The sequence below is a fragment of the Kribbella sp. NPDC051936 genome (assembly GCF_040680955.1).
In the GTDB taxonomy this organism is placed as follows: domain Bacteria; phylum Actinomycetota; class Actinomycetes; order Propionibacteriales; family Kribbellaceae; genus Kribbella.
The window spans coordinates 459267-477661 of the sequence record NZ_JBFAXS010000003.1 but is presented as its reverse complement, the minus strand read 5'-3'; the positions used below and the strand labels follow the sequence as shown (position 1 = coordinate 477661).

Genomic DNA, 18395 nt, shown 5'->3' with positions numbered 1-18395 from the left:
CCACCGTCCGCCGCATGGCGGCACCACTCACGGCGCTCGTGCTCGCCGCCGCGCTCAGTTCCTGCGGCGGAGGCGACTCGGGCTCCTCGGACTCGAAGAAGAGCGTCACGCTCTGGATGTACCCGGTGATCGCCGACCAGGCGGCCAGCGACGCGTACTGGAAGAAGGTCGAGACCGACTTCGAGGCGGCCAACTCCGGTGTCGACCTGAAGCTGGAGAACCAGCCGTGGAAGGGCCGCGAGGAGAAGGTCGCGGCCGCGTTCTCCGGCGGGAAGGGCCCGGACGTCCTGCTGATGATCCCGGACCAGATCCCGCAGTACGTGAAGAGCGGCTCGCTGGAGCCGGTCGACGACGTGGTCGCGCCGGAGAAGGACAAGTTCCTGCCGGCCGCGATCCCCGGCCTGACGGTCGAGGGCAAGGTGTACGGCGCCCCGATCTACCACACCGTCACCACGACGATGTACAACAAGACCGTCCTGACCAAGGCCGGCATCAGCAAGCCGCCGGCGACCTGGGACGAGATCAAGGCCGCCGCGCCGAAGCTCAAGGCGGCCGGGTTCTCCACCCTGGACTACTCGGCCTCGCCGGAGGCGACGCTGAACCTGAACTTCTACCCGCTGCTGTGGCAGGCCGGCGGGAAGGTGTTCGCCGACGACGGCAAGAGCGTCGCGTTCAACCAGGCCCCGGGCCTGGAGGCGCTGACCTTCCTGAAGAGCCTGTGGGACCAGGGCGCGATCCCGAAGACCGCTCTCACCGCGGGCAACGTGGTCGCCGACTCGCCGTTCGGCAAGGGTCAGGTCGCGATGGCGATGACCAGCGTGCCGGCCGACGTCGCCACGGTGACGCCGACCTGGGGCGCCGCGAACGTCGAGCTCGGGGCGCCGCTGACCGGCAAGAAGCAGGTCGGGTTCGGGCTCCCCGGCGGTCTGGTCGTGAACGCGGCCTCGGAGAACGTCGACGGCGCGAAGAAGTTCCTGTCGTTCATGATGCAGTCCGCGCAGCTGGACGCGCTCAGCAAGGCGTCCGGGTTCTACTCGCCGCGCAGCGACGCCAAGTCCGCGTCGACCGACCCGAACGCGGCGAAGTTCCGCGACGCGCTGCAGTACGCCGTACCGGGTGAGCCGAACCCGTCGGCGCGGCAGGTGATGTCGTTCCTGAGCACCGAGATCCAGGCCGTGCTGACCGGCAAGAAGCAGCCCCAGCAGGCCCTGGACGACGCGGCCAAGCAGGCCAACGACCTGCTCTCGAGGCAGCGTTGACCGAAGCACGGCAGCCGGACGCGGCGGCGGGTCGGGCGGGACCCGTCGCCGGCCCGGCCCGGCGCGGCACGCTCAAACGCCCGTGGGTGGGCTTCGTGTTCGTCCTGCCCATGCTGGTCTTGTTCTTGTTGTTCCGGTTCCTGCCGGCGATCGGGGCGTTCTTCCTCTCGCTGACCGACTACCGGATCAGCGGGAAATGGGACTTCATCGCGCTCGACAACTACACCCGCCTGCTCTCGGACAAGGTGTTCCACGAGGCCCTGCTGGTGACGATCACCTACACGGTGATCTTCGTCCCGCTGACGGTCCTGCTGTCGCTCGGCACCGCCGTACTGCTGCACCAGGTGGTGTGGCGGCGGGGCTTCTTCCGCGGCGTGTTCTTCCTGCCGTACGTGACCAGCATCGTGCTGGCGGCGGTGATCTGGAAGTGGATCTACGACGCGCAGGACGGGCTGCTGAACGCCGTCCTCGGGCTGGTCTCGATCGGCCCGATCGACTTCCTCAGCCAGTCGAACACCGTGCTGCCCTCGATCGCCCTCACCTCGGCCTGGAAGGGCTTCGGGTACTCGATGCTGATCCTGCTCGCGGGCCTGCAGGCGGTGCCGAAGTCGTACCTCGAGGCTGCGATGATCGACGGCGCGGGGACCTGGCAGCGGTTCCGGTACGTGACGCTGCCGCAGCTGCGGCCGGTGCTGTTCTTCGTGCTGGTGATCGAGACCATCGGCGCGTTCCAGGTCTTCGACGCGATGTACGTGATGACCGGCGGCGGCCCGGTGCGCTCCAGCTACTCGCTCGTGTACTTCCTGTACGACAGCGGGTTCAAGTACTTCGACTTCGGCTACGCCAGCGCGATCGGCCTGGTGCTGTTCCTGATCGTGCTGATCGTCTCGCTCGTACAGCGCCGGCTCGTCGGGAGGGACGACTAGATGGCCCAGGTACTCGACCGCCCGCCGGTCCGCCCGGTCGCGGAGCCGCCGGCGGCGGCCCGGCGTGGGACCGCGGCCCGGCTGACGTTGCCGACGCTGCTGACGCTGACCGCGATCGTCACCGTCGTACCGTTCGCGGCGATGGTGCTGGTCGCGTTCGCGCCGCCCAGCGGGCAGACGTTCCCGGACGCGCTGAACCCGGCGAACTTCACGCTGGCGAACTTCTCCAAGGTGCTGTCCAGCTCGGACATCCCGCGCTGGACGGTGAACTCGCTGCTCTACTCGCTGGTGTCGGTGGCGCTGGTGCTGCTGTTCGCAGCGATGGCCGGGTACGCGTTCGCGAAGAAGAAGTTCCCCGGCCGGGAGATCATGTTCTGGGCGTTCCTCGCCACGCTGATGGTCCCGTTCCAGGCGACGCTGATCCCGTCGTACATCCTGGTCGCGAAGCTCGACTGGGTGGACAGCTACTGGGGCCTGATCGTGCCCACGCTGGCGAACTCGCAAGCCGTGTTCCTGATGCGGCAGTTCATCCTGCAGCTCCCCGACGAGCTCTTCGAGGCCGCCGAGATCGACGGCGCCCCCGAATGGCGGATCTTCACCATGATCGTGCTCCCGCTGGTCCGCCCGGTGCTGGCCACGCTCGGCATCTTCGTCTTCCTCTGGCACTGGAACGACTTCCTCTGGCCGCTCGTCATCGGCCAGTCCGGCAAGATGCAGACCCTCACCGTCGGCCTCGCCACCCTCCAGGGCCAGGCCGTCCCGATCAACCAGCTGATGGCCGGCGCGACCATCACGGTCGTCCCGAGCCTGCTGGTCTTCGGCCTCCTCCAGCGCTACCTCACCGACTCGATCGCGATGTCGGGCCTCAAGGCCTGACGCCCGCCATCACCCGGCGCGGACGATGCCGGGTGCCGGCGGGTGCGCTCTACTGACCTCGTCCGGCCGGAATCCGGACGGGGAGGGGTGCGCAGATGAGCAGCGACGCGCCGGCCTCCGGCGTGCGCACCGCGACCGGCTCGCGGACGGTGCTGGTCACTCTGGCGTCCGGCCAGTTCCTGATGGCGCTGGACAGTTCGGTGATGAACGTGTCGATCGCCACGGTGGCCGCGGATCTCGGGACGACGGTGACCGGGATCCAGTCCGCCATCACGCTCTACACCCTGGTGATGGCGTCACTGATGATCACCGGCGGCAAGCTCGGCCAGATTCTCGGCCGCAAGCGCGCCTTCGGCATCGGCTGCATCATCTACGGGGCCGGCTCGCTGACCACCTCGCTGTCGCCCAACCTGACGGTGCTGATGATCGGCTGGTCCGGGCTGGAAGGGATCGGCGCGGCGCTGATCATGCCCGCCATCGTCGCGCTGGTGGCCTCCAACTTCGACAAGTCCCAGCGGCCGCGCGCGTACGGCGCCGTCGCCGCGGCGGCCGCGATCGCCGTCGCGCTCGGCCCGCTGATCGGCGGCCTGTTCACCACCTACCTGTCCTGGCGCTCGGTGTTCGCCGGTGAGGTCCTGATCGTGCTCGGCATCCTGGCGATGACCCGCCGGATCGCCGACGTCCCCGCCGATCGCTCCGCGAAGCTCGACCTGGTCGGTACGGCGCTGTCCGCGGCCGGGCTCGGTCTGATCGTCTTCGGGGTGCTGCGGGCGGGTTCCTGGGGGTTCGTCAACCCGAAGCAGGGCGCCCCGTCCTGGCTCGGTCTGTCACCGGTCGTCTGGCTGGTCCTCGGCGGGGGCGCCGTCCTGGTCGGCTTCATGGCCTGGGAGCGCCGCCGGACGAACCGCGGGGAGGGAGTCCTGGTCGACCCGGCGATGTTCGGCAACCAACGGCTCCGGGCCGGGCTCACCTCGTTCCTTTTCCAGTACCTGCTGCAGGCCGGGCTGTTCTTCGTCGTCCCGTTGTTCCTGTCGATCGCCCTCGGCCTGTCGGCGATCGACACCGGCCTGCGGCTGCTGCCGTTGTCACTGGGGTTGCTGGCCACCGCGATCGGCGTACCGCGGCTCCGGCCGCAGGCGTCGCCGCGGCGCGCGGTCCGGGTCGGCTTCGCTCTGCTGTTCCTGGGGATCGTGTTGCTGATCGCAGGGCTCGACATCGGCGTCGGTGCCGACGTCGTGACCGTGCCGCTGCTGCTGGCCGGGCTCGGCATCGGAGCGCTGGCGTCGCAGCTCGGCGCCGTCACCGTCAGCTCGGTGCCCGACGAGGAGAGCGGCGAGGTCGGTGGACTGCAGAACTCGATCACGTTCCTCGGCTCCTCGATCGGAACCGCCCTGGCCGGCGCGATCCTGATCTCGGCACTGACCACGTCGTTCCTGACCGGGATCAAGAACAATCCGGACGTTCCTGCGAGCGTGTCGTCGCAGGCGGAGATGAAGCTCGCGGGCGGCGTCCCGTTCGTCTCGAACGACCAGCTCAGTCAGGCGCTCTCCGACGCCAAGGTGGACCAGACCACCGCCGACGCGGTCATCGACGAGAACGAGCAGGCCCGGCTGGACGGGCTGCGCGCGTCCCTGGCCGCCCTGGCGTTGATCTCGCTGCTGTCCCTGTTCCTGTCGGCCCATCTTCCGACCCGGCAACCCACCGCCGGTGCACAACCCGACCCGAAGACCTAGCGCTCGCGGGCCTCGAGCATCGTCCGCATCTCGTCGCCGTGCACGGTGAGGGCCCAGATGACCAGGATGTCGACCGCGATCAGGATCGTGGACCAGATCGGGTACGCCGCCAGGAACGCGGCGTTCACGACGATGCTGAGCACCGACAGGATCACGCCGACGATCCGTCCCCACAGCCGGCCGTTGAGCAGTGCGATGCCGGACACGACCACGACCAGGCCGAGGATCAGGTGGATCAGGCCCCAGGAGTCGTAGTTGAGCTCGATCGCCAACCGGGTGGTGCGGACCAGGAAGTAGTCGTCGTGGAAGATCGCGATGAACCCCTGGAAGGCATGCAGGATCCCGAGCACGATCATCATCACGCCGGCGAAGAGGATCCAGCCGACCCATCGGCTCGGCCACTCGGGCACCTCGACCTCGCCCGGGCGCCGGTGCGTCCCGGGGGTGTCGCCGTCTGACATCGTGAGCTCCTCGGTTCGGTGTGCGGTCTAGGGCGTGACCTCGTTCTTCGCGGCGGCCGTGCGGTACTCGTTGACCGGGTGGTACCGGTCGTAGAGCACCGTCAGGATGCTGAACAGGAAGATGAAGAAGAACGTGTCGCCGAGCGACAGGCCGTCGCCCCGGCGGCTCAACAGCAGGTCCTCGACGAACACGATCAGCACGTTCAGCCCGAAGACGACGGCGAACGAGATCGCGGCCGAGTCCCACCCGTAGCCGCGCCGGGCGGCCCACAGGCCGATCGCGGAGTTGATCACGACGAAGAACGCGATCCCGAGGAAGAGCTGGAAGTCGCTGACGTCGACGCCCGGCAGCACCCGGCCGTAGATCACGCTGATGATGCCGATCAGGAAGATCTTCTCCACCGCCGACCAGCCGAAGACCCTGCCGTGCTCGGCCCGGAACGCGGCCCGCTCGCCGGCCTCGTCGATCGCGGCCGGCAGCGGATCGGCCGTCAGCCGCAGCCGCCAGTCCGGCGGCCGCAGCCGCGGCCGCACCACGAACCAGACCACGGCGGCGAGGGCGAGCAGCCCGATCACCACGGCCGGCCCGAACCAGGCGACGTCGCGGACCGTGTCGGTGAAGTCGAGTTCGGCGACGTGGATCCAGTACTCCTGCGGCAGCTTGACGAAAATCCAGATCCCGGCGGCCACCAGCACCCAGAACCGCAGGCTGTAGCGCAGCGGGTTCCGGCGGGCGCGAATCCCCTCGTAGGCGATGAAGAAGTACTCGAACGTGTTCGGGAAGATCAGCAGCAGCGTCCGGACGCCGGTGAGCTCGAACAGCAGCACGCCGATCTGGCGGTAGAAGAACAGGAAGCGGCTGACCTTGACCGCGTGCAGGTTCGACCAGTTGCGCAGGCTCGCCAGGTAGGCGATGGACAGGTAGAACACGTCCATCGCCTTGTCGTAGCTCTGGTAGAACGGCGGGTCGTACCCGAACGCCTGGAAGATCGTCTGGTCGGCGGCGTCCAGCACCAGCGAGGCCAGCACCGCGGGCAGCGGCCAGCGCGGGATCAGCAGCGGTACGGCGAAGCGCAGGAAGACGACAATCCAGAAGACCACCTCGGCCATCCCGCTCGCCTCCCGTCGACGGTCAGCCGTGTCCCGCCGGCAGTGGCGGGACAACCTCCGTCACCAAGAGGTTACGACGTACACCCTGCGTAACGCCTCACCTGGAACCGATGAGATTTCCGAACGCCTCGATCGAGCGCAGCACGTCCCGCTGCGGCATCCCCGGCGGCTGGATCCGCAGGACGATGCCGTCGGCCCCCATCTGCTCGTAGTGCGCCAGCCGCTCGGCGCACTCGGCCGGCGAGCCGATCACGCTGCGGTCGGCGATCTCGTCCCAGCCCTGGGTGTAGCGGCTCGCGTCGGTGGAGGTGCGCTTCCAGCCCGTGTAGGCGTCGTACAGGTCGCGCAGCGGCTCCTCGAGCGTCTGCCGGGCGTCCTGCGAGGTCGACCCGCAGAATCCCTCCCGGCAGAGGATCACCTCGGCGCCGAGCGTGCCCTCGCCGCGCGGGTACGACAGGTATTCGGCGATCTTGCCGGGCAGGTCCGCGTCCAGCTCGTTGAAGGACGTCGTCCAGCCGTCGCACATCCGGGCGGTCCGTTCCAGCACCGCGGACACCCGGCCGCCGTTCCACAGCCGCGGCCGCGGGTTCTGCACCGGGCGCGGCGACAGGTAGGCCTCGCTGATGCTCGTGAACTTGCCGTCGTAGCTGACCTCGTCCTCGGTCCACAGCCTGGTGACGATGTCCAGGCACTCCTCGAACCGCGCGACCCGCTCGGCCTGCGTGACGCCGTACAGCGCGAACTCCTCCGGCCGGTACCCGAGCACGAAACCGGCCGTCAGCCGCCCGCCCGACAGGACGTCCAGATGCGCCAACGTCTCCGCGAGGACGACGGGGTCGTACAACGGCGCCACGATGCCGGCCGTCGCGATCCCGATCCGCGACGTGTGCGCGGCCAGCCAGGTCATCGACGTCAGGATCTCGTGGTACCCGGGCCGATGCAGGTGCCGCTCGCCGAGCACGATCCACTCGAACCCGGCCTGCTCGGCCAGTCGCGCCTGCTCGACGGCGTCGGCCAGTTGCGGCCGCTCGTCCGGGGTGCCGTACAGGTTCAGATACAGACCCAGCCGCATCGGGGTGCCACCTTCCGTTGACAGGGAGCGCTCACGGTATTTACGGTCTTGACCGTAAATGCTTTCCGCGCAGATTGCGACCCTAGGAGCCGGAAATGAGTCTTGCAGCACTACCGGCGGGGTTGCCGGCCGGGGCGGCGCCGATCAGCGCGGTCAAGACGCGCGTGGTCAGTGCGCGGTACCGCCGGCCGTTCCAGATCAGCAGCGGGGTCAGCAACGAGCTGATCAGCCTGGTCGTCGAGGTGCACACGGCCGACGGCGACGTCGGGATCGGCGAGACCTCCCCGATGACGGCGTACACCGGCGAGACGCTGGCCGGTGTCCAGGCCGCGATCGAGGAGCATCTCGCACCGGCGCTGATCGGCCACGACCCGCTCGACCGTGCGGGTGCCCACGTCGCGATGGACGGCGTACTGCGCGGCCAGCAGGTCGCCAAGTCCGGTCTGGACATCGCCCTGTTCGACCTCGCCGGCCGGATGAGCGGCTGGCCGGTGCACGCCCTCCTCGGCGGCAGCATCCGGGACCGGGTGCAGACGACCTGGGTGGTCGGTCTCGGCACGCTCGACGAGATGGCCGCCGAGGCAGGCGAGTACGCCGACCGCGGGTTCCGGCACCTGAAGGTCAAGGGCGGCCACGACCCGGCGAAGGACCTCGAACTGATCCGCGCCGTCCGCGCCGCGATCCCCGCCGACGCCGAGCTGTGCCTGGACGCCAACGAGGGGTACGACGCGACGACCGCGCTGCCGTACCTCGCCAAGATGAGCGCGGCCGGGCTGACTCTGCTCGAGCAACCGCTGCCACGGTGGGACCTGGCCGGCCTGGTGCGGTTGCGGGACCGCCTCGACGTGCGCGTCATGGTCGACGAGAGCATGCACTCACTGCACGACGCGCTGGAGATCGCCCGCCGCGGTGCGGCCGACGTACTGAACATCAAGATCCTCAAGGTCGGCGGGCTGCACCGGGCGCTACAGATCGCCGCGGTGGCCGAGGCCGCCGGGCTGGCGGTGAAGGTAGGCTCGATGCCGGAGCTGGGCGTGGCCACACTGGCCGCCGTACACCTGGCCGCCGCCGTACCCGGAGCGACCGTCGCGGCGGACCTGGTGGGGCCGTTGATGGTCGACGAGGACCCGTTGGCCCCGAGCGTGTTCGCCGACTGCGACGGCTGGATCGACGTACCGAAACGCCCCGGTCTCGGGCACCAGGTCTAACAGGGGTCTGAGAGGACATCATGCATCCACTCGTCGAGAGGCTTCGCGGGACACTGCTTCCCGCGGTCGTCACCCCGATGGACTCCGACGGCGTCGTCGCCTACGACGCCCTGTCGGCGTACGCCGTGACGCTGACCAAGCATGCAATCGGCGGCGTCGCCGTGTGGGCGCACACCGGGCGCGGGCTGTACCTGTCGCCGGGCGACCGCGCGAAGGTGCTCGAGACGTGGCGGTCCGCCACCGACGTGCCGATCGTCGCCGGTGTCGGCGTACCGAAGGCCACTGCGGCGCAGTCGCTGGACGACGCCGCGGACGCGACGGTGGAGATGGCACGGGCCGCTGCGGCCGGCGGCGCCGACGCGGTGATGGTCTATCCGCTGGCAGCGCTGGGCGAGCGGCCGGACGGCCACGCACAGGCCGTCGCGTTGCACGAGCGCGTCGCGGCCGAGAGCGGACTGCCGCTCGTCGGGTTCTACCTGCACGGCGAGGCGGGCGGGTATCCGTATCCGCCCGAGCTGATCCGGGATCTGCTGTCGCTGGACGCGATGCTCGGCGTGAAGACCGCGACGCTCGACCGCGCGATCGGTTGCCAGGACGCGATCTGGGCCGGGCGCGGCACCGGCAAGCTCCTGATCACCGGCGAGGACCGGATGTACGGGCCGTCGTTCATGTGGGGCGCGGACACGGCGCTCGTCGGGATCGCGTCCGCGCAGGTCGAGCTGTCGGCCGCCGTACTGCGGGCCTGGACGGCCGGCGACCACTCAGGGTTCCTGACCGCGTCGGAGCGGCTGGACCGGTTCGCGGCGGCGACGTTCTACGCGCCGATCGAGGGCTACGTGCAGCGGATGCTGTGGGCGGCCGAGTGGGAGGGGCTGGTGCCGGCCGCGGCCGCCCACGACCCGTACGGGCCGGAGCTGCCGCCGGGCGAGCGCGATCTGGTGATCCGCTGCCTCGAGGAGCTGCACTAGCCAGGGAGCAGTGAGGTGGCGCGCTCCCTCCTTCGCTCCACCACACCGACGCTCCCCGGGCCCACCGCAGGGGGTGGCGGCAATTGTGGTATTGACCGAAACTAGGAGAGCAAGGCCTGAACGTCAAGATCTCGGAGCCCGCTGCGCTATTCTGCGACTTGAGGGCCAGACCAGAAGTCGTCGGAGGACCGCCGTGAGGATCTGCTCAGCTCCAGGCTCGGTGGACTGATGGCGCTTGCGGTCGGGGTGGTCGGGCCTGAGGACCTGGTCCAGCGAGTGACCGTGGTCGGCGCCCCCAGCGGGACCACCCTGCTGCCGCTGCCGTACCGGCACGAGACCGAGGCCGTCGAGCTCGTCGAGCAGGCGCACAGCCACGTCGACGCCTTCCTGTTCACCGGCGTCGTGCCGTACACGATCGCCACCGAGGCCGGGGTGATCGACCGGCCCGCGATGTACGTCTCGTACGACGGGGCGACCCTGCTGCGCGCACTGGTCGAGCTGCTGCGGCTCGGGCACAACGTCACCCGGTTCTCGATCGACACGCTGCGGCGGGCCGAGGTCCTGGAGACCCTGATCGAGGCGAAGCTGCCGACGGACCAGATCCAGGTGCTGCCGTACCGGCCGGGCCTGACGTCGGACGACATCGTCACGTTCCACCGCACCGCGCGGGACAAGCACGACACGAAGGTCGCGATCAGCTGCCTGGGCTCGGCGTTCCACCTGATCGAGAACGAGATGCCGTCCGTGCGGCTCGCGCCGTCGCGGTACTCGATCCGCTCCACCCTGCAGGCGCTGATCCTGACCACCACCGGCCAGCACGTCGGCGACGCCCAGGTCGCGCTCGGCGTCATCGACCTCCCCGAGCCCGACGACGCGCTGGCCGCCGACCTCATCACCCTCGGCGGCAGCCTCGCGGCGTTGCCCGACGGCCGGCACCTCGTCGTCACCACCCGCGGGCTGCTCGAACAGGCCACCGAACAGTTCTCCCGGATGCCGCTGCTCGACCACCTCGCGGCCCGGCACACCACGGCGTACGTCGGTTTCGGCGTCGGCCGGACGGCTGCCGAAGCCGAAGCACTCGCCCGCCGCGCAGTCGGCCGCGCCGCCTCGATCGGCACTGTTGCCGGGGTGGTCTCGATGTCCGACGACGTCGAGATCGTCATCGAGCCCTCCGGCGAACAACCGGCCGGCGCCCGCGGCACCGAAAGCCTCCCGCTCCTGGCCCGCCGGGTCGGCCTCAACACCCAAACCCTCGCCCGCATGCGAGAACTCACCGCCACCCTCCCCGACGGCCTCACCACCCAAGACGTAGCCGACCACCTCGCCGTCCAACTCCGCACCGCCCGCCGAGTCCTCAAACGCCTGGAACGAGCCGGCCTCGCCGCCCCCACCGGCACCCAACAACACGGCCGCACCGGCCGCCCACCCACGGTCTACCTGATCCGCCTGTAGCTACGGGATGATGACGGTGACGCCTGGTGGGGTGCCGTTGGAGAGGGCAGCGAGGGCGGCGGGGGTTTCGGTCAGGGTGATGGTGCGGGTGACGAGTTGTGTGGGGTTGAGGTTGCCGTTGGCAACTAGAGCGAGCATCTCGGGGTAGGCGTGGGCGGGCATGCCGTGGCTGCCGAGCCAGGACAGTTCCTGGGCGATGAGGCGGCCGACGTCCAGCTGTACGCCGTCGGGGAGGAGGCCGACCTGGACGTGGCGGCCGCGGGGGCGCAGGGACAGAAGGGCCTGCTGGACGATGGCACTGGAGCCGAGTGCGTCGATGGTGACATGCGCTCCACCAAGCTCCTTGATCCGCTCGACCGCGCCGACCGCCGACCGGTCAGCCGGAGAAGCCGGCGAGGCCGGAGCGGCCGGGGCCTGGAGGGTGTGGGTGGCGCCGTGCTCGCGGGCCAGAGTCAACGCTTCGGGGTTGGTGTCGATGGCTATGACTTCCGCACCGAGGGCGGCGGCGATCATGACGGCGGAGAGACCGACGCCGCCGCAGCCGAAGATCGCGACGCGTTCGCCGGCGACGACCTTGCCGACCTGGTGGACGGCGCGGAACGACGTGGCGAAACGGCACCCGAGGCCCGCGGCGGTGGCGAAGTCCATGTCGTCGGGCAGCCGGACCAGGTTCACCGCGGCATACGGTACGGCGACGTACTCGGCGAACGATCCCCAGTAGTTGAACCCGGGCTGCAACTGATTCGGGCACACCTGCTGATCACCGGCAAGGCACTGCTCACACGAGCCGCATGCACAGATGAACGGCGTCGTCACCCGATCCCCGACCGCCCACCCGGTCACACCGGCACCGACCGCGGCGATCGTCCCGGCCAGCTCATGCCCCGGCACATGCGGCAGCACGATGTCGGAGTCGTGCCCCATCCACCCATGCCAGTCACTGCGGCACAGCCCGGTGGCCTCGACCTTCAAGACCACCGAACTGTCCGCGACAACAGGCTCCGCAACCTCACGAACCTCAGGCAGTACGCCGTACTCCGAGACAACAACCGCTCGCATCAGAGCAGCTTAATCAGCCGCCGGCGACCGCGGGGATGATCGAGACCTGGCCGCCGTCCTTGATGGTGGTCTGCAGGCCTTCGGCGAAGCGGACGTCGTCGTCGTCGACGTACACGTTGACGAAGCGGCGGAGTTCGCCCGCGTCGTCCAGGACACGGCCCTTGATGCCGGGGTACGACGCGTCGAGCGAGTCGAGCACCTCGGTCAGCGTCGTGCCCTCGGCGGACACCTCGGACACGCCCTGGGTGTAGGGCCGCAGGATGGTCGGGACGCGAACGCTCACACTCACTGCAGGCCTGCCTTCACGAAGGCGTCGTACGACGCGGGGATGGTCACCTTGGGGCCGACCCGGTCGGCCACGGCGTCGAGCGTCTTGAGCCCGTCGCCGGAGTTGATGATCACCGTCTCGGCCTCGGGGTCGAGCTGGCCGGTCGCGATCAGCTTCTTCAGCGTCGCGACGGTCACCCCGCCCGCGGTCTCGGCGAAGATGCCCTCGGTGCGGGCCAGCAGTTGGATGCCCTCGACGACCTCGTCGTCGCTGACGTCCTCGATCGCGCCGCCGGTCCGGCGGGCGACGTCCAGCACGTACGGCCCGTCGGCCGGATTGCCGATCGCCAGCGACTTCGCGATCGTGTCCGGGCGCACCGGCTTGACCACGTCGTGCCCGTCGCGGAACGCCTGCGCGACGGGCGAACAGCCGGTCGCCTGCGCGCCGTACACCTTGTAGTCGGTGGCGTCGACGAGGCCCAGCTTGCCGAGCTCGGTGAAGCCCTTGTCGATCTTGGTCAGCTGCGACCCGGACGCGACCGGGATCACGATCTGCTGCGGCAGCCGCCAGCCGAGCTGCTCGGCGATCTCGAAGGCGAGCGTCTTGGAGCCCTCGGAGTAGTACGGGCGGACGTTCACGTTCACGAACGCCCAGCCCTCCTCCTCACCGGCGATCTCGGAGGCGAGCTTGTTCACGTCGTCGTAGTTGCCCTCGACGGCGACCAGCGTCCCGCCGTACACGGCGGTCGTGATCACCTTCGGCCGCTCGAGGTCGTGAGGGATGAACACGACCGAGCGGATGCCGGCCCGGGCGGCGGCCGCGGCGACCGCGTTCGCCAGGTTGCCGGTGGACGGGCAGGCGAAGACCTTCATGCCGAGCTCGCGGGTGGCGCTCAGGGCGGAGGCGACGACGCGGTCCTTGAAGGAGTGCGTCGGGTTGCCCGAGTCGTCCTTCACCCACAGCTTGCGCAGCCCGAGCTCGCGGGCCAGGTTCTGCGCGTCGACGAGCCGGGTGTAGCCGGGCTCGGTGTTCGGGAAGCTGGCCACATCCACGGGGACGGGCAGCAGCGGCTGGTACCGCCAGATGTTCTTCGGGCCGGCCTCGATCTGCTCGCGGGTGATGTTCGGGTACTCGTATCCGACCTCGAGCGGACCGAAACACTCCATACAGGCGTAGAACGGGCCGAGCGGCGACTTCGCCCCACAGGCGCGACAGCTCAGGTGCGTACCGTTGCCGAAGGCACCTTCACGGATCGTGTGGGTGGCGGTCAGGCTCATGAGTGAGGTTCCCTCCTCATCTTCCCCGGTCGCCGGATCTCGGCGCGGGACGGATTTGGCACCGTTCCCTCGCGGAGAGCCCCGGACGGGGTCTCGACGGGGAGGGTTGCCGGGACGTCAACGGGCCGTTTCCCTCAGTCCCTCTGGATGAGCTCCCCCGAGATTACCCAATCGGGTCCATATTGTGTCCCGCGTTCTCAGTATCCGAGACGCGGGATCTCAGCCCCGGCGCTCCAGGAAGCGCATCACCGGCGTCGCCGCAACCCCGTGCACAACGACGCTCAGGATCACCGTGAACCCCAGTGTCGCCCAGAGCCACGGCAGGTCGTCCCGGAAATGCGCTCCGACCGCGGCGAGGTAGTACACCGACGACACGCCGCGGACGCCGAACGCCGCCGTCGCCCAGCGTTCGGACCGCCGGAGCCCCGAGCGCGCGAGCGACAGCCACCCGAACAGCGGACGAACCACGAAGACCAGCAGTACGCCGACAGCGGCGCCGGCGACCGTGAGCGGCTTCAGCAGCCCGGCGGTGACCGCGGCGCCGAGCAGGAGCAGGACGCCCCACGTGAGGATGTGTTCGAGCTCACCGATGAAGTCGTGCAGCTCGCCGTGGAACGCGTGCTTGCTCTCCACCGACCGCAGCGTGAGCGCCGCGACGAACACAGCGATGAACCCGTACCCGTGCAGCACCTGGGTGAGCCCGTACACCCCGACCGTCAGAGCGAGCGCGAGCACCGGCTCCCGGGCCTCCGACAGCCGCAGGCTCCGGGCCGGCGCCGAGAACGTCATCCGCCCGAGCAACCAGCCCGCACCGAAGCCGATCGCGACCCCGATCAGCGACTTCCCGACCACGTCCCAGGCGACCCACTGCCACGGCGACAGGGTCTTGGTCGCGACGAAGACCGCCAGGTACACGAACGGCGCCGCCATCCCGTCGTTCAGGCCCGCCTCGGACGTGAGCGCGAACCGCACCTCGTCGTCCTCGTCGAGCTCGGCGTCCTCGCCGGTCGTCGGCCCCTCCACCTGGACGTCGGACGCGAGCACCGGATCCGTCGGCGCCAGCACCGCCGCGATCAGGAGCGCGGTCGCCGGAGCGAGCCCGAGCAGCCAACCCGCCCCGGCCAGCGCCGCGATCCCGGCCGGCATCGCGACGAACAGCAATCGCCAGGTGACTGCCCAGGTGAGCAGGCTGATCGGCCGGTCGATGGCCAGGCCGACGCCCATCAGCGCGACGATCACGGTCAGCGCCGCCAGGTGCTTCGTCAGCGCCGGCTGCGCGATCGGGCTCAGGGGGGCGCGGTCGACGGCGAGGCCGAGGATCAGGCCCGCACCGATGAAGGCGATCGGCGCCGAAACGGCGTACCGCGCCAGTACCCGGGGCAGTACGGCACCGAGCAGCAGTGCCAGGCCTGCCACGAGATACAGGCCGTCCCCGTTGATGATCATCGTCAGGCACCTGTGCCCAGGGCTACCTCAGGCGATGCGTGGCCCCCGGCGTGTGGGTGGGCAGGGATTTGCGCGGGCCGAAGCGAGGATGGCCGATGCCTGCCAGCTCGATCAGGCGCTGCACCCGGAAGCGGTGACCGCGGTACGGCTCGATCAGTTCGGCGCAGCCGTCGTCGTCGAGCTCCTCGCCGATCAGCGCGTACGACACGTTCCGCGACACGTGGTAGTCCGCGAACGAGAAGGCGTCCGCGTCGCCGTGAGCCCGCTGGCGCACCTCGGCCGCCGTCCACACGCCGACTCCCGGCAGCGACCGCAGCCGCCGCTCGATCTCCGCGGAGTCACTCAGCTCGAGCGTCCGCTCCAGCGCCTTCGCCCGGGTCGCGGCCGTGATGACGACCCGCGATCGCCGGCCCTCGACACCGGCGCGCAACCACTGCCAGGAGGGGATCTGCCGCCACTCCTCCGGCGCCGGCGGCACCATCATCACCCGGTTGCCCTGCTGATGAGGCCCTGGCGCCGGCTCGCCGTACTCCCGCAGCAGCAGTCGCCACGCCCGGAACGCCTCCTTGCCGGTCACTACCTGCTCGATCCCGGCGGCCGCCATCGCCTCGAACACCGCCCGGGTCCGCGGCACCCGCAGATGCGGGAAGCGCCGCGCCGCGTCCACCAGCACCCGGTGCTCGGGCAGCGGCTCGAACCCGTCCCAGCTGTCCCGGTCGCCGAGCAGCTCCGGCACCCCGTCGAGCGCCCACTCCGACCCCGGTCCCCAGGCCTCCGCCTCGACGAATCCGGCGTACGGCGTCAGGCGCAGCAGCACCGGCCCGTCCGGGGTCCGCGTCGCCCGCCACACGGTCCGCCGCCCCGCGTCGAACACGTACGCCGGGTCACCGGGGCCCTTGCGCAACCCGCCGATCACCGACTGTGGATCCACGACCCGCCCAGGCCGCCAGACCCGCACCACCGAACTCACCCGCCAAGTCTTACCCACCGCTCCGACAGAATTCATACTGATCCCCATGAACGCCTGGCAGTGGGTCAAGGTGGTGGGCAACTTCCTCAACCTGTCCACCGTGGCCGGCGCGTTCGTCGGCGTGCTCGGTCGGGCCAAGTTCACTCGCGGGCCGCGCGGGCTGTTCTTCGCGAACGAGTACAAGCTCGGCTTTCCGATCGCCGGCGCGTTCACGATCGGCAACGTCGTACTCAGCAAGCACGACCGCACGTACTTCGACAACCCGGCCCTGGTCCGGCACGAGGAGCGGCATTCGTGGCAGTACTTCTGCCTGATCGGCCTGCTGATGCTCCCGCTGTACGTCGTGGGCGTGGTCGTCTCGTTCCTGCTCACCGGCGACCCGGCGTCGCGGAACCCGTTCGAGCGGCTCGCGAACCTGAAGGACGGCGGCTATGTCGAGCGGCCGATCCAGCCGATCGGCAAGACCGTGACGCAGACCCTCAGCGTGCTGAGATCGCGTCCGAAAGCGCCGTGAGGACGGTCACCACGCCGCTCGGGTCGTCGACGACGACATCCGCGGCCTCGATCAGCTCGGCGGCGTTCGAGGACCGCGTGGCCAGCAGTACGGCGCGCAACCCGGTCTCCCGCTCGGCCTGGACCGCCCGGTACGCCGCCAGGTCGCCGAGGTCGTCACCGGCGTACAGGATCGATCGGGCGCCGGTCGACTCGATCAGGCCGCGGAGCGCGACGCCCTTGTCGATCCCGGGCGGCCTCAGCTCGAGCACGAGGTTGCCCGGCTCGAGCCGCAACGAAGTCTCCTCGGCGAGCGCGGCCAACGGCGCCCGGAGCAGTTCGAAGGCCCCGACCGGATCGTCCAGCCGGCGGGTGTGCACCGCCAGCGAGCTGTCCTTGTCCTCCACGAACGCGTCCGGTACGCCGGCCTCGCGCAACAGTCCCGGCAGCCGGTCCCGAGCCGTCGTGACACCGGGCGGCACCGGCTCACTCGTCACCATCCCGGTGGCGGCGTCCCAGCGCTCCAGCCCGTAGTGCCCGAGGACGACGAGATTCCCGAGCCCCGGGTGACCGCTCACCCCGGACAGCTCGGTGGCGACCAGCGCGGGCCGGCCGGTGACGATCGCGACCTGGTTCACGCTCCGGGCGAGCCGGGCCAGCGCGTCCAGAGCGCCCTCGACCGGGCGGGACAAAGCCGGGTCCTCGACGAGCGGCGAGAGGACGCCGTCGAAGTCCGACGAGATCACGGCACTCGCCGGGTCCGAGACGATGGCTTCCCAGCCTTCCCGTCCCGCCTCGGTCTGAATGACCGGAGGACTCATCCTGAGTAGTCCGAGGTCAGGATGACGGTCAGGCGATCCTTCTTCATGTTGTCCAGCGCACCCTTGGTCCGGCCGACACCGATGTCGCGGGCGAGCTGGTTGGCGGCGTCGAGCATGCCCGGCGGGTAGTACACCGTGCTCTCGGCGATCTTGCCGTGCCAGTTGTCCGGAGAGCCCGCCACCGTCCAGCCGGCCTGCCGCGCACGGTTCGCGACCGAGTCGGCCAGGCCCCTTTGCGAGGTGTTGTTGTACACCTCGATCGCCGGGCGCTCCTCGGCCGGAATCGTCACCGGCTGCGTCGGCTTCGGCGGCTGCGTGGCCTGTGTCGTCTCTGACGGCCGGCTCGGCTGGGTGGTGGGCTCGGTGGACGTCGGCTCGCTGCTGGGTGCGGTGGTCGGCTCGGGAGTCGGCTCGGTGGTCGGCTTGGTCGAGGGCTTCGGCACGCTGGCCCCAACCGTTGAAGGCCCGGTGGACGGCTTCTCCGACGCTTTCGGCGTACTCGCGCCGGCCGGCTTCTCGTCGGCCTTGCTGTCGTGCCCACGGGTCCCGAACAGCACGAGCAGTCCGGCCACGATCGCGACCACAGCTGCCACGGCAACGAGGGAGGACAGCACCTGACCCTGGTCGCCACGAGGGCGGGACATGGTCAGACCTCGATGCCCAGGCGGCGAGCGGAGCGGGCGCGCTGGCGGGCGGCGCGGAGGCGGCGCAGGCGCTTGACCAGCAGCGGGTCGTGCGCGAGCGCCTCGGGGCGGTCGATGAGCGCGTTCAGGACCTGGTAGTAGCGGGTCGCCGACATCTGGAACTGGTCCCGGATCGCCTGCTCCTTCGCTCCGGCGTACTTCCACCAGTGCCGCTCGAAGGCAAGGATCTGGCCGTCCCTCTCAGAGAGCCCGGCGACGACCGGCGGCGCAGCTTCGGCGGGGCCGGGAGAGCTGGCGTTGGCGCTGTCCATCTGCTGCTGACTCCTGTGCGGTCGGTGATCGTCCGTCCGCCA

At 69.9% G+C, this 18395-nt stretch carries 19 protein-coding genes and 1 riboswitch; of the genes, 8 read left to right on the top strand and 11 right to left on the bottom strand.

Annotated features, from left to right (window positions below):
- Positions 1 to 14: 14 nt before the first annotated feature.
- The 4 genes from AB0L64_RS12525 to AB0L64_RS12510 all read left to right on the top strand — a co-directional run bounded on the left by AB0L64_RS12525 (position 15) and on the right by AB0L64_RS12510 (position 4794).
- The gene (locus AB0L64_RS12525) at positions 15 to 1259 is read left to right on the top strand and encodes an extracellular solute-binding protein (protein WP_363710253.1); all 1245 of its coding nucleotides are present in this window, start codon (positions 15 to 17) and stop codon (positions 1257 to 1259) included.
- Complete coding sequence (locus tag AB0L64_RS12520) at positions 1256 to 2185, top strand: sugar ABC transporter permease (RefSeq protein WP_363710252.1); 930 nt, start codon at positions 1256 to 1258, stop codon at positions 2183 to 2185. The genes AB0L64_RS12525 and AB0L64_RS12520 overlap by 4 nt, the downstream gene beginning before the upstream one ends.
- Positions 2186 to 3061, top strand: a complete 876-nt coding sequence (locus AB0L64_RS12515; RefSeq protein ID WP_363710251.1) for a carbohydrate ABC transporter permease — start codon at positions 2186 to 2188, stop codon at positions 3059 to 3061.
- Between the two features lie 95 nt (positions 3062 to 3156).
- Positions 3157 to 4794, top strand: a complete 1638-nt coding sequence (locus tag AB0L64_RS12510; RefSeq protein WP_363710250.1) for an MFS transporter — start codon at positions 3157 to 3159, stop codon at positions 4792 to 4794.
- Here AB0L64_RS12510 and AB0L64_RS12505 read toward each other — a convergent pair.
- The 3 genes from AB0L64_RS12505 to AB0L64_RS12495 form a co-directional block, all read right to left on the bottom strand.
- On the bottom strand, positions 4791 to 5255 hold the full coding sequence (locus AB0L64_RS12505; protein ID WP_363710249.1) for a hypothetical protein: 465 nt from the start codon (positions 5253 to 5255) through the stop codon (positions 4791 to 4793). The two genes, AB0L64_RS12510 and AB0L64_RS12505, sit on opposite strands and share 4 nt — an antisense overlap.
- 27 nt (positions 5256 to 5282) lie before the next feature.
- The gene (locus AB0L64_RS12500) at positions 5283 to 6365 is read right to left on the bottom strand and encodes a hypothetical protein (RefSeq protein ID WP_359938491.1); all 1083 of its coding nucleotides are present in this window, start codon (positions 6363 to 6365) and stop codon (positions 5283 to 5285) included.
- Between the two features lie 97 nt (positions 6366 to 6462).
- On the bottom strand, positions 6463 to 7437 hold the full coding sequence (locus tag AB0L64_RS12495; RefSeq protein ID WP_363710248.1) for an LLM class flavin-dependent oxidoreductase: 975 nt from the start codon (positions 7435 to 7437) through the stop codon (positions 6463 to 6465).
- Between the two features lie 95 nt (positions 7438 to 7532).
- Here AB0L64_RS12495 and AB0L64_RS12490 point away from each other — a divergent pair, with 95 nt between their 5' ends.
- From AB0L64_RS12490 to AB0L64_RS12480, 3 genes are all read left to right on the top strand, one after another.
- Positions 7533 to 8645, top strand: coding sequence for a dipeptide epimerase (locus AB0L64_RS12490; protein WP_363710247.1), 1113 nt, complete (start codon positions 7533 to 7535; stop codon positions 8643 to 8645).
- Positions 8646 to 8665: 20 nt separating this feature from the next.
- A complete protein-coding gene (locus AB0L64_RS12485; protein ID WP_363710246.1) occupies positions 8666 to 9613 on the top strand; it encodes a dihydrodipicolinate synthase family protein in 948 nt (315 codons plus the stop codon).
- A 228-nt stretch (positions 9614 to 9841) separates the two neighbouring features.
- Positions 9842 to 11065, top strand: coding sequence for a hypothetical protein (locus AB0L64_RS12480; RefSeq protein ID WP_363710245.1), 1224 nt, complete (start codon positions 9842 to 9844; stop codon positions 11063 to 11065).
- Here the strand turns inward: AB0L64_RS12480 and AB0L64_RS12475 are convergent, their stop codons facing one another.
- From AB0L64_RS12475 to AB0L64_RS12455, 5 genes are all read right to left on the bottom strand, one after another.
- On the bottom strand, positions 11066 to 12124 hold the full coding sequence (locus AB0L64_RS12475) for a zinc-dependent alcohol dehydrogenase family protein (protein WP_363710244.1): 1059 nt from the start codon (positions 12122 to 12124) through the stop codon (positions 11066 to 11068). It abuts the gene before it with no gap.
- A gap of 13 nt (positions 12125 to 12137) precedes the next feature.
- Positions 12138 to 12413: a ubiquitin-like small modifier protein 1 gene (locus tag AB0L64_RS12470; RefSeq protein WP_355473980.1), complete on the bottom strand. Its 276-nt coding sequence runs from the start codon at positions 12411 to 12413 to the stop codon at positions 12138 to 12140.
- Positions 12410 to 13669 carry a threonine synthase gene (gene thrC, locus AB0L64_RS12465; protein WP_363710243.1) on the bottom strand — a complete coding sequence of 420 codons (1260 nt, stop codon included), beginning with the start codon at positions 13667 to 13669 and terminating at the stop codon, positions 12410 to 12412. The genes AB0L64_RS12470 and thrC overlap by 4 nt, the downstream gene beginning before the upstream one ends.
- Positions 13670 to 13682: 13 nt before the next feature.
- A riboswitch (SAM riboswitch) is annotated at positions 13683 to 13823 on the bottom strand.
- 65 nt (positions 13824 to 13888) lie between these two features.
- Complete coding sequence (locus AB0L64_RS12460; RefSeq protein WP_363710242.1) at positions 13889 to 15115, bottom strand: cation:proton antiporter; 1227 nt, start codon at positions 15113 to 15115, stop codon at positions 13889 to 13891.
- A gap of 22 nt (positions 15116 to 15137) precedes the next feature.
- Positions 15138 to 16085 carry a DNA-3-methyladenine glycosylase 2 family protein gene (locus AB0L64_RS12455; RefSeq protein ID WP_363710241.1) on the bottom strand — a complete coding sequence of 316 codons (948 nt, stop codon included), beginning with the start codon at positions 16083 to 16085 and terminating at the stop codon, positions 15138 to 15140.
- Positions 16086 to 16131: 46 nt separating this feature from the next.
- Between AB0L64_RS12455 and AB0L64_RS12450 the strand changes: the two genes are divergently transcribed.
- Positions 16132 to 16599: a hypothetical protein gene (locus AB0L64_RS12450; protein WP_363710240.1), complete on the top strand. Its 468-nt coding sequence runs from the start codon at positions 16132 to 16134 to the stop codon at positions 16597 to 16599.
- On the opposite strand, the gene otsB is transcribed toward AB0L64_RS12450, so the two are convergent.
- From otsB to AB0L64_RS12435, 3 genes are read right to left on the bottom strand one after another with little or no spacing between them, the layout of a single operon-like run.
- Positions 16565 to 17398 (bottom strand): trehalose-phosphatase, encoded by an 834-nt coding sequence (otsB, locus tag AB0L64_RS12445; RefSeq protein WP_363710239.1) that lies wholly within the window; start codon positions 17396 to 17398, stop codon positions 16565 to 16567. The two genes, AB0L64_RS12450 and otsB, sit on opposite strands and share 35 nt — an antisense overlap.
- Complete coding sequence (locus AB0L64_RS12440) at positions 17395 to 18042, bottom strand: LytR C-terminal domain-containing protein (protein ID WP_363710238.1); 648 nt, start codon at positions 18040 to 18042, stop codon at positions 17395 to 17397. The genes otsB and AB0L64_RS12440 overlap by 4 nt, the downstream gene beginning before the upstream one ends.
- A gap of 2 nt (positions 18043 to 18044) precedes the next feature.
- The gene (locus tag AB0L64_RS12435) at positions 18045 to 18353 is read right to left on the bottom strand and encodes a DUF3263 domain-containing protein (protein ID WP_359938456.1); all 309 of its coding nucleotides are present in this window, start codon (positions 18351 to 18353) and stop codon (positions 18045 to 18047) included.
- Between the last annotated feature and the right edge of the window lie 42 nt (positions 18354 to 18395).

Excerpts from the sequence above, each read along its gene's own strand:
- AB0L64_RS12525 (WP_363710253.1), top strand. The coding sequence starts at position 15 with ATGGCGGCACCACTCACGGCGCTCGTGCTCGCCGCCGCGCTCAGTTCC.
- AB0L64_RS12515 (WP_363710251.1), top strand. The coding sequence starts at position 2,186 with ATGGCCCAGGTACTCGACCGCCCGCCGGTCCGCCCGGTCGCGGAGCCG.
- AB0L64_RS12510 (WP_363710250.1), top strand. The coding sequence starts at position 3,157 with ATGAGCAGCGACGCGCCGGCCTCCGGCGTGCGCACCGCGACCGGCTCG.
- AB0L64_RS12505 (WP_363710249.1), bottom strand. The coding sequence starts at position 5,255 with ATGTCAGACGGCGACACCCCCGGGACGCACCGGCGCCCGGGCGAGGTC.
- AB0L64_RS12500 (WP_359938491.1), bottom strand. The coding sequence starts at position 6,365 with ATGGCCGAGGTGGTCTTCTGGATTGTCGTCTTCCTGCGCTTCGCCGTA.
- AB0L64_RS12495 (WP_363710248.1), bottom strand. The coding sequence starts at position 7,437 with ATGCGGCTGGGTCTGTATCTGAACCTGTACGGCACCCCGGACGAGCGG.
- AB0L64_RS12490 (WP_363710247.1), top strand. The coding sequence starts at position 7,533 with ATGAGTCTTGCAGCACTACCGGCGGGGTTGCCGGCCGGGGCGGCGCCG.
- AB0L64_RS12485 (WP_363710246.1), top strand. The coding sequence starts at position 8,666 with ATGCATCCACTCGTCGAGAGGCTTCGCGGGACACTGCTTCCCGCGGTC.
- AB0L64_RS12480 (WP_363710245.1), top strand. The coding sequence starts at position 9,842 with ATGGCGCTTGCGGTCGGGGTGGTCGGGCCTGAGGACCTGGTCCAGCGA.
- AB0L64_RS12475 (WP_363710244.1), bottom strand. The coding sequence starts at position 12,124 with ATGCGAGCGGTTGTTGTCTCGGAGTACGGCGTACTGCCTGAGGTTCGT.
- thrC (WP_363710243.1), bottom strand. The coding sequence starts at position 13,669 with ATGAGCCTGACCGCCACCCACACGATCCGTGAAGGTGCCTTCGGCAAC.
- AB0L64_RS12460 (WP_363710242.1), bottom strand. The coding sequence starts at position 15,115 with ATGATCATCAACGGGGACGGCCTGTATCTCGTGGCAGGCCTGGCACTG.
- AB0L64_RS12450 (WP_363710240.1), top strand. The coding sequence starts at position 16,132 with ATGAACGCCTGGCAGTGGGTCAAGGTGGTGGGCAACTTCCTCAACCTG.
- otsB (WP_363710239.1), bottom strand. The coding sequence starts at position 17,398 with ATGAGTCCTCCGGTCATTCAGACCGAGGCGGGACGGGAAGGCTGGGAA.
- AB0L64_RS12440 (WP_363710238.1), bottom strand. The coding sequence starts at position 18,042 with ATGTCCCGCCCTCGTGGCGACCAGGGTCAGGTGCTGTCCTCCCTCGTT.
- AB0L64_RS12435 (WP_359938456.1), bottom strand. The coding sequence starts at position 18,353 with ATGGACAGCGCCAACGCCAGCTCTCCCGGCCCCGCCGAAGCTGCGCCG.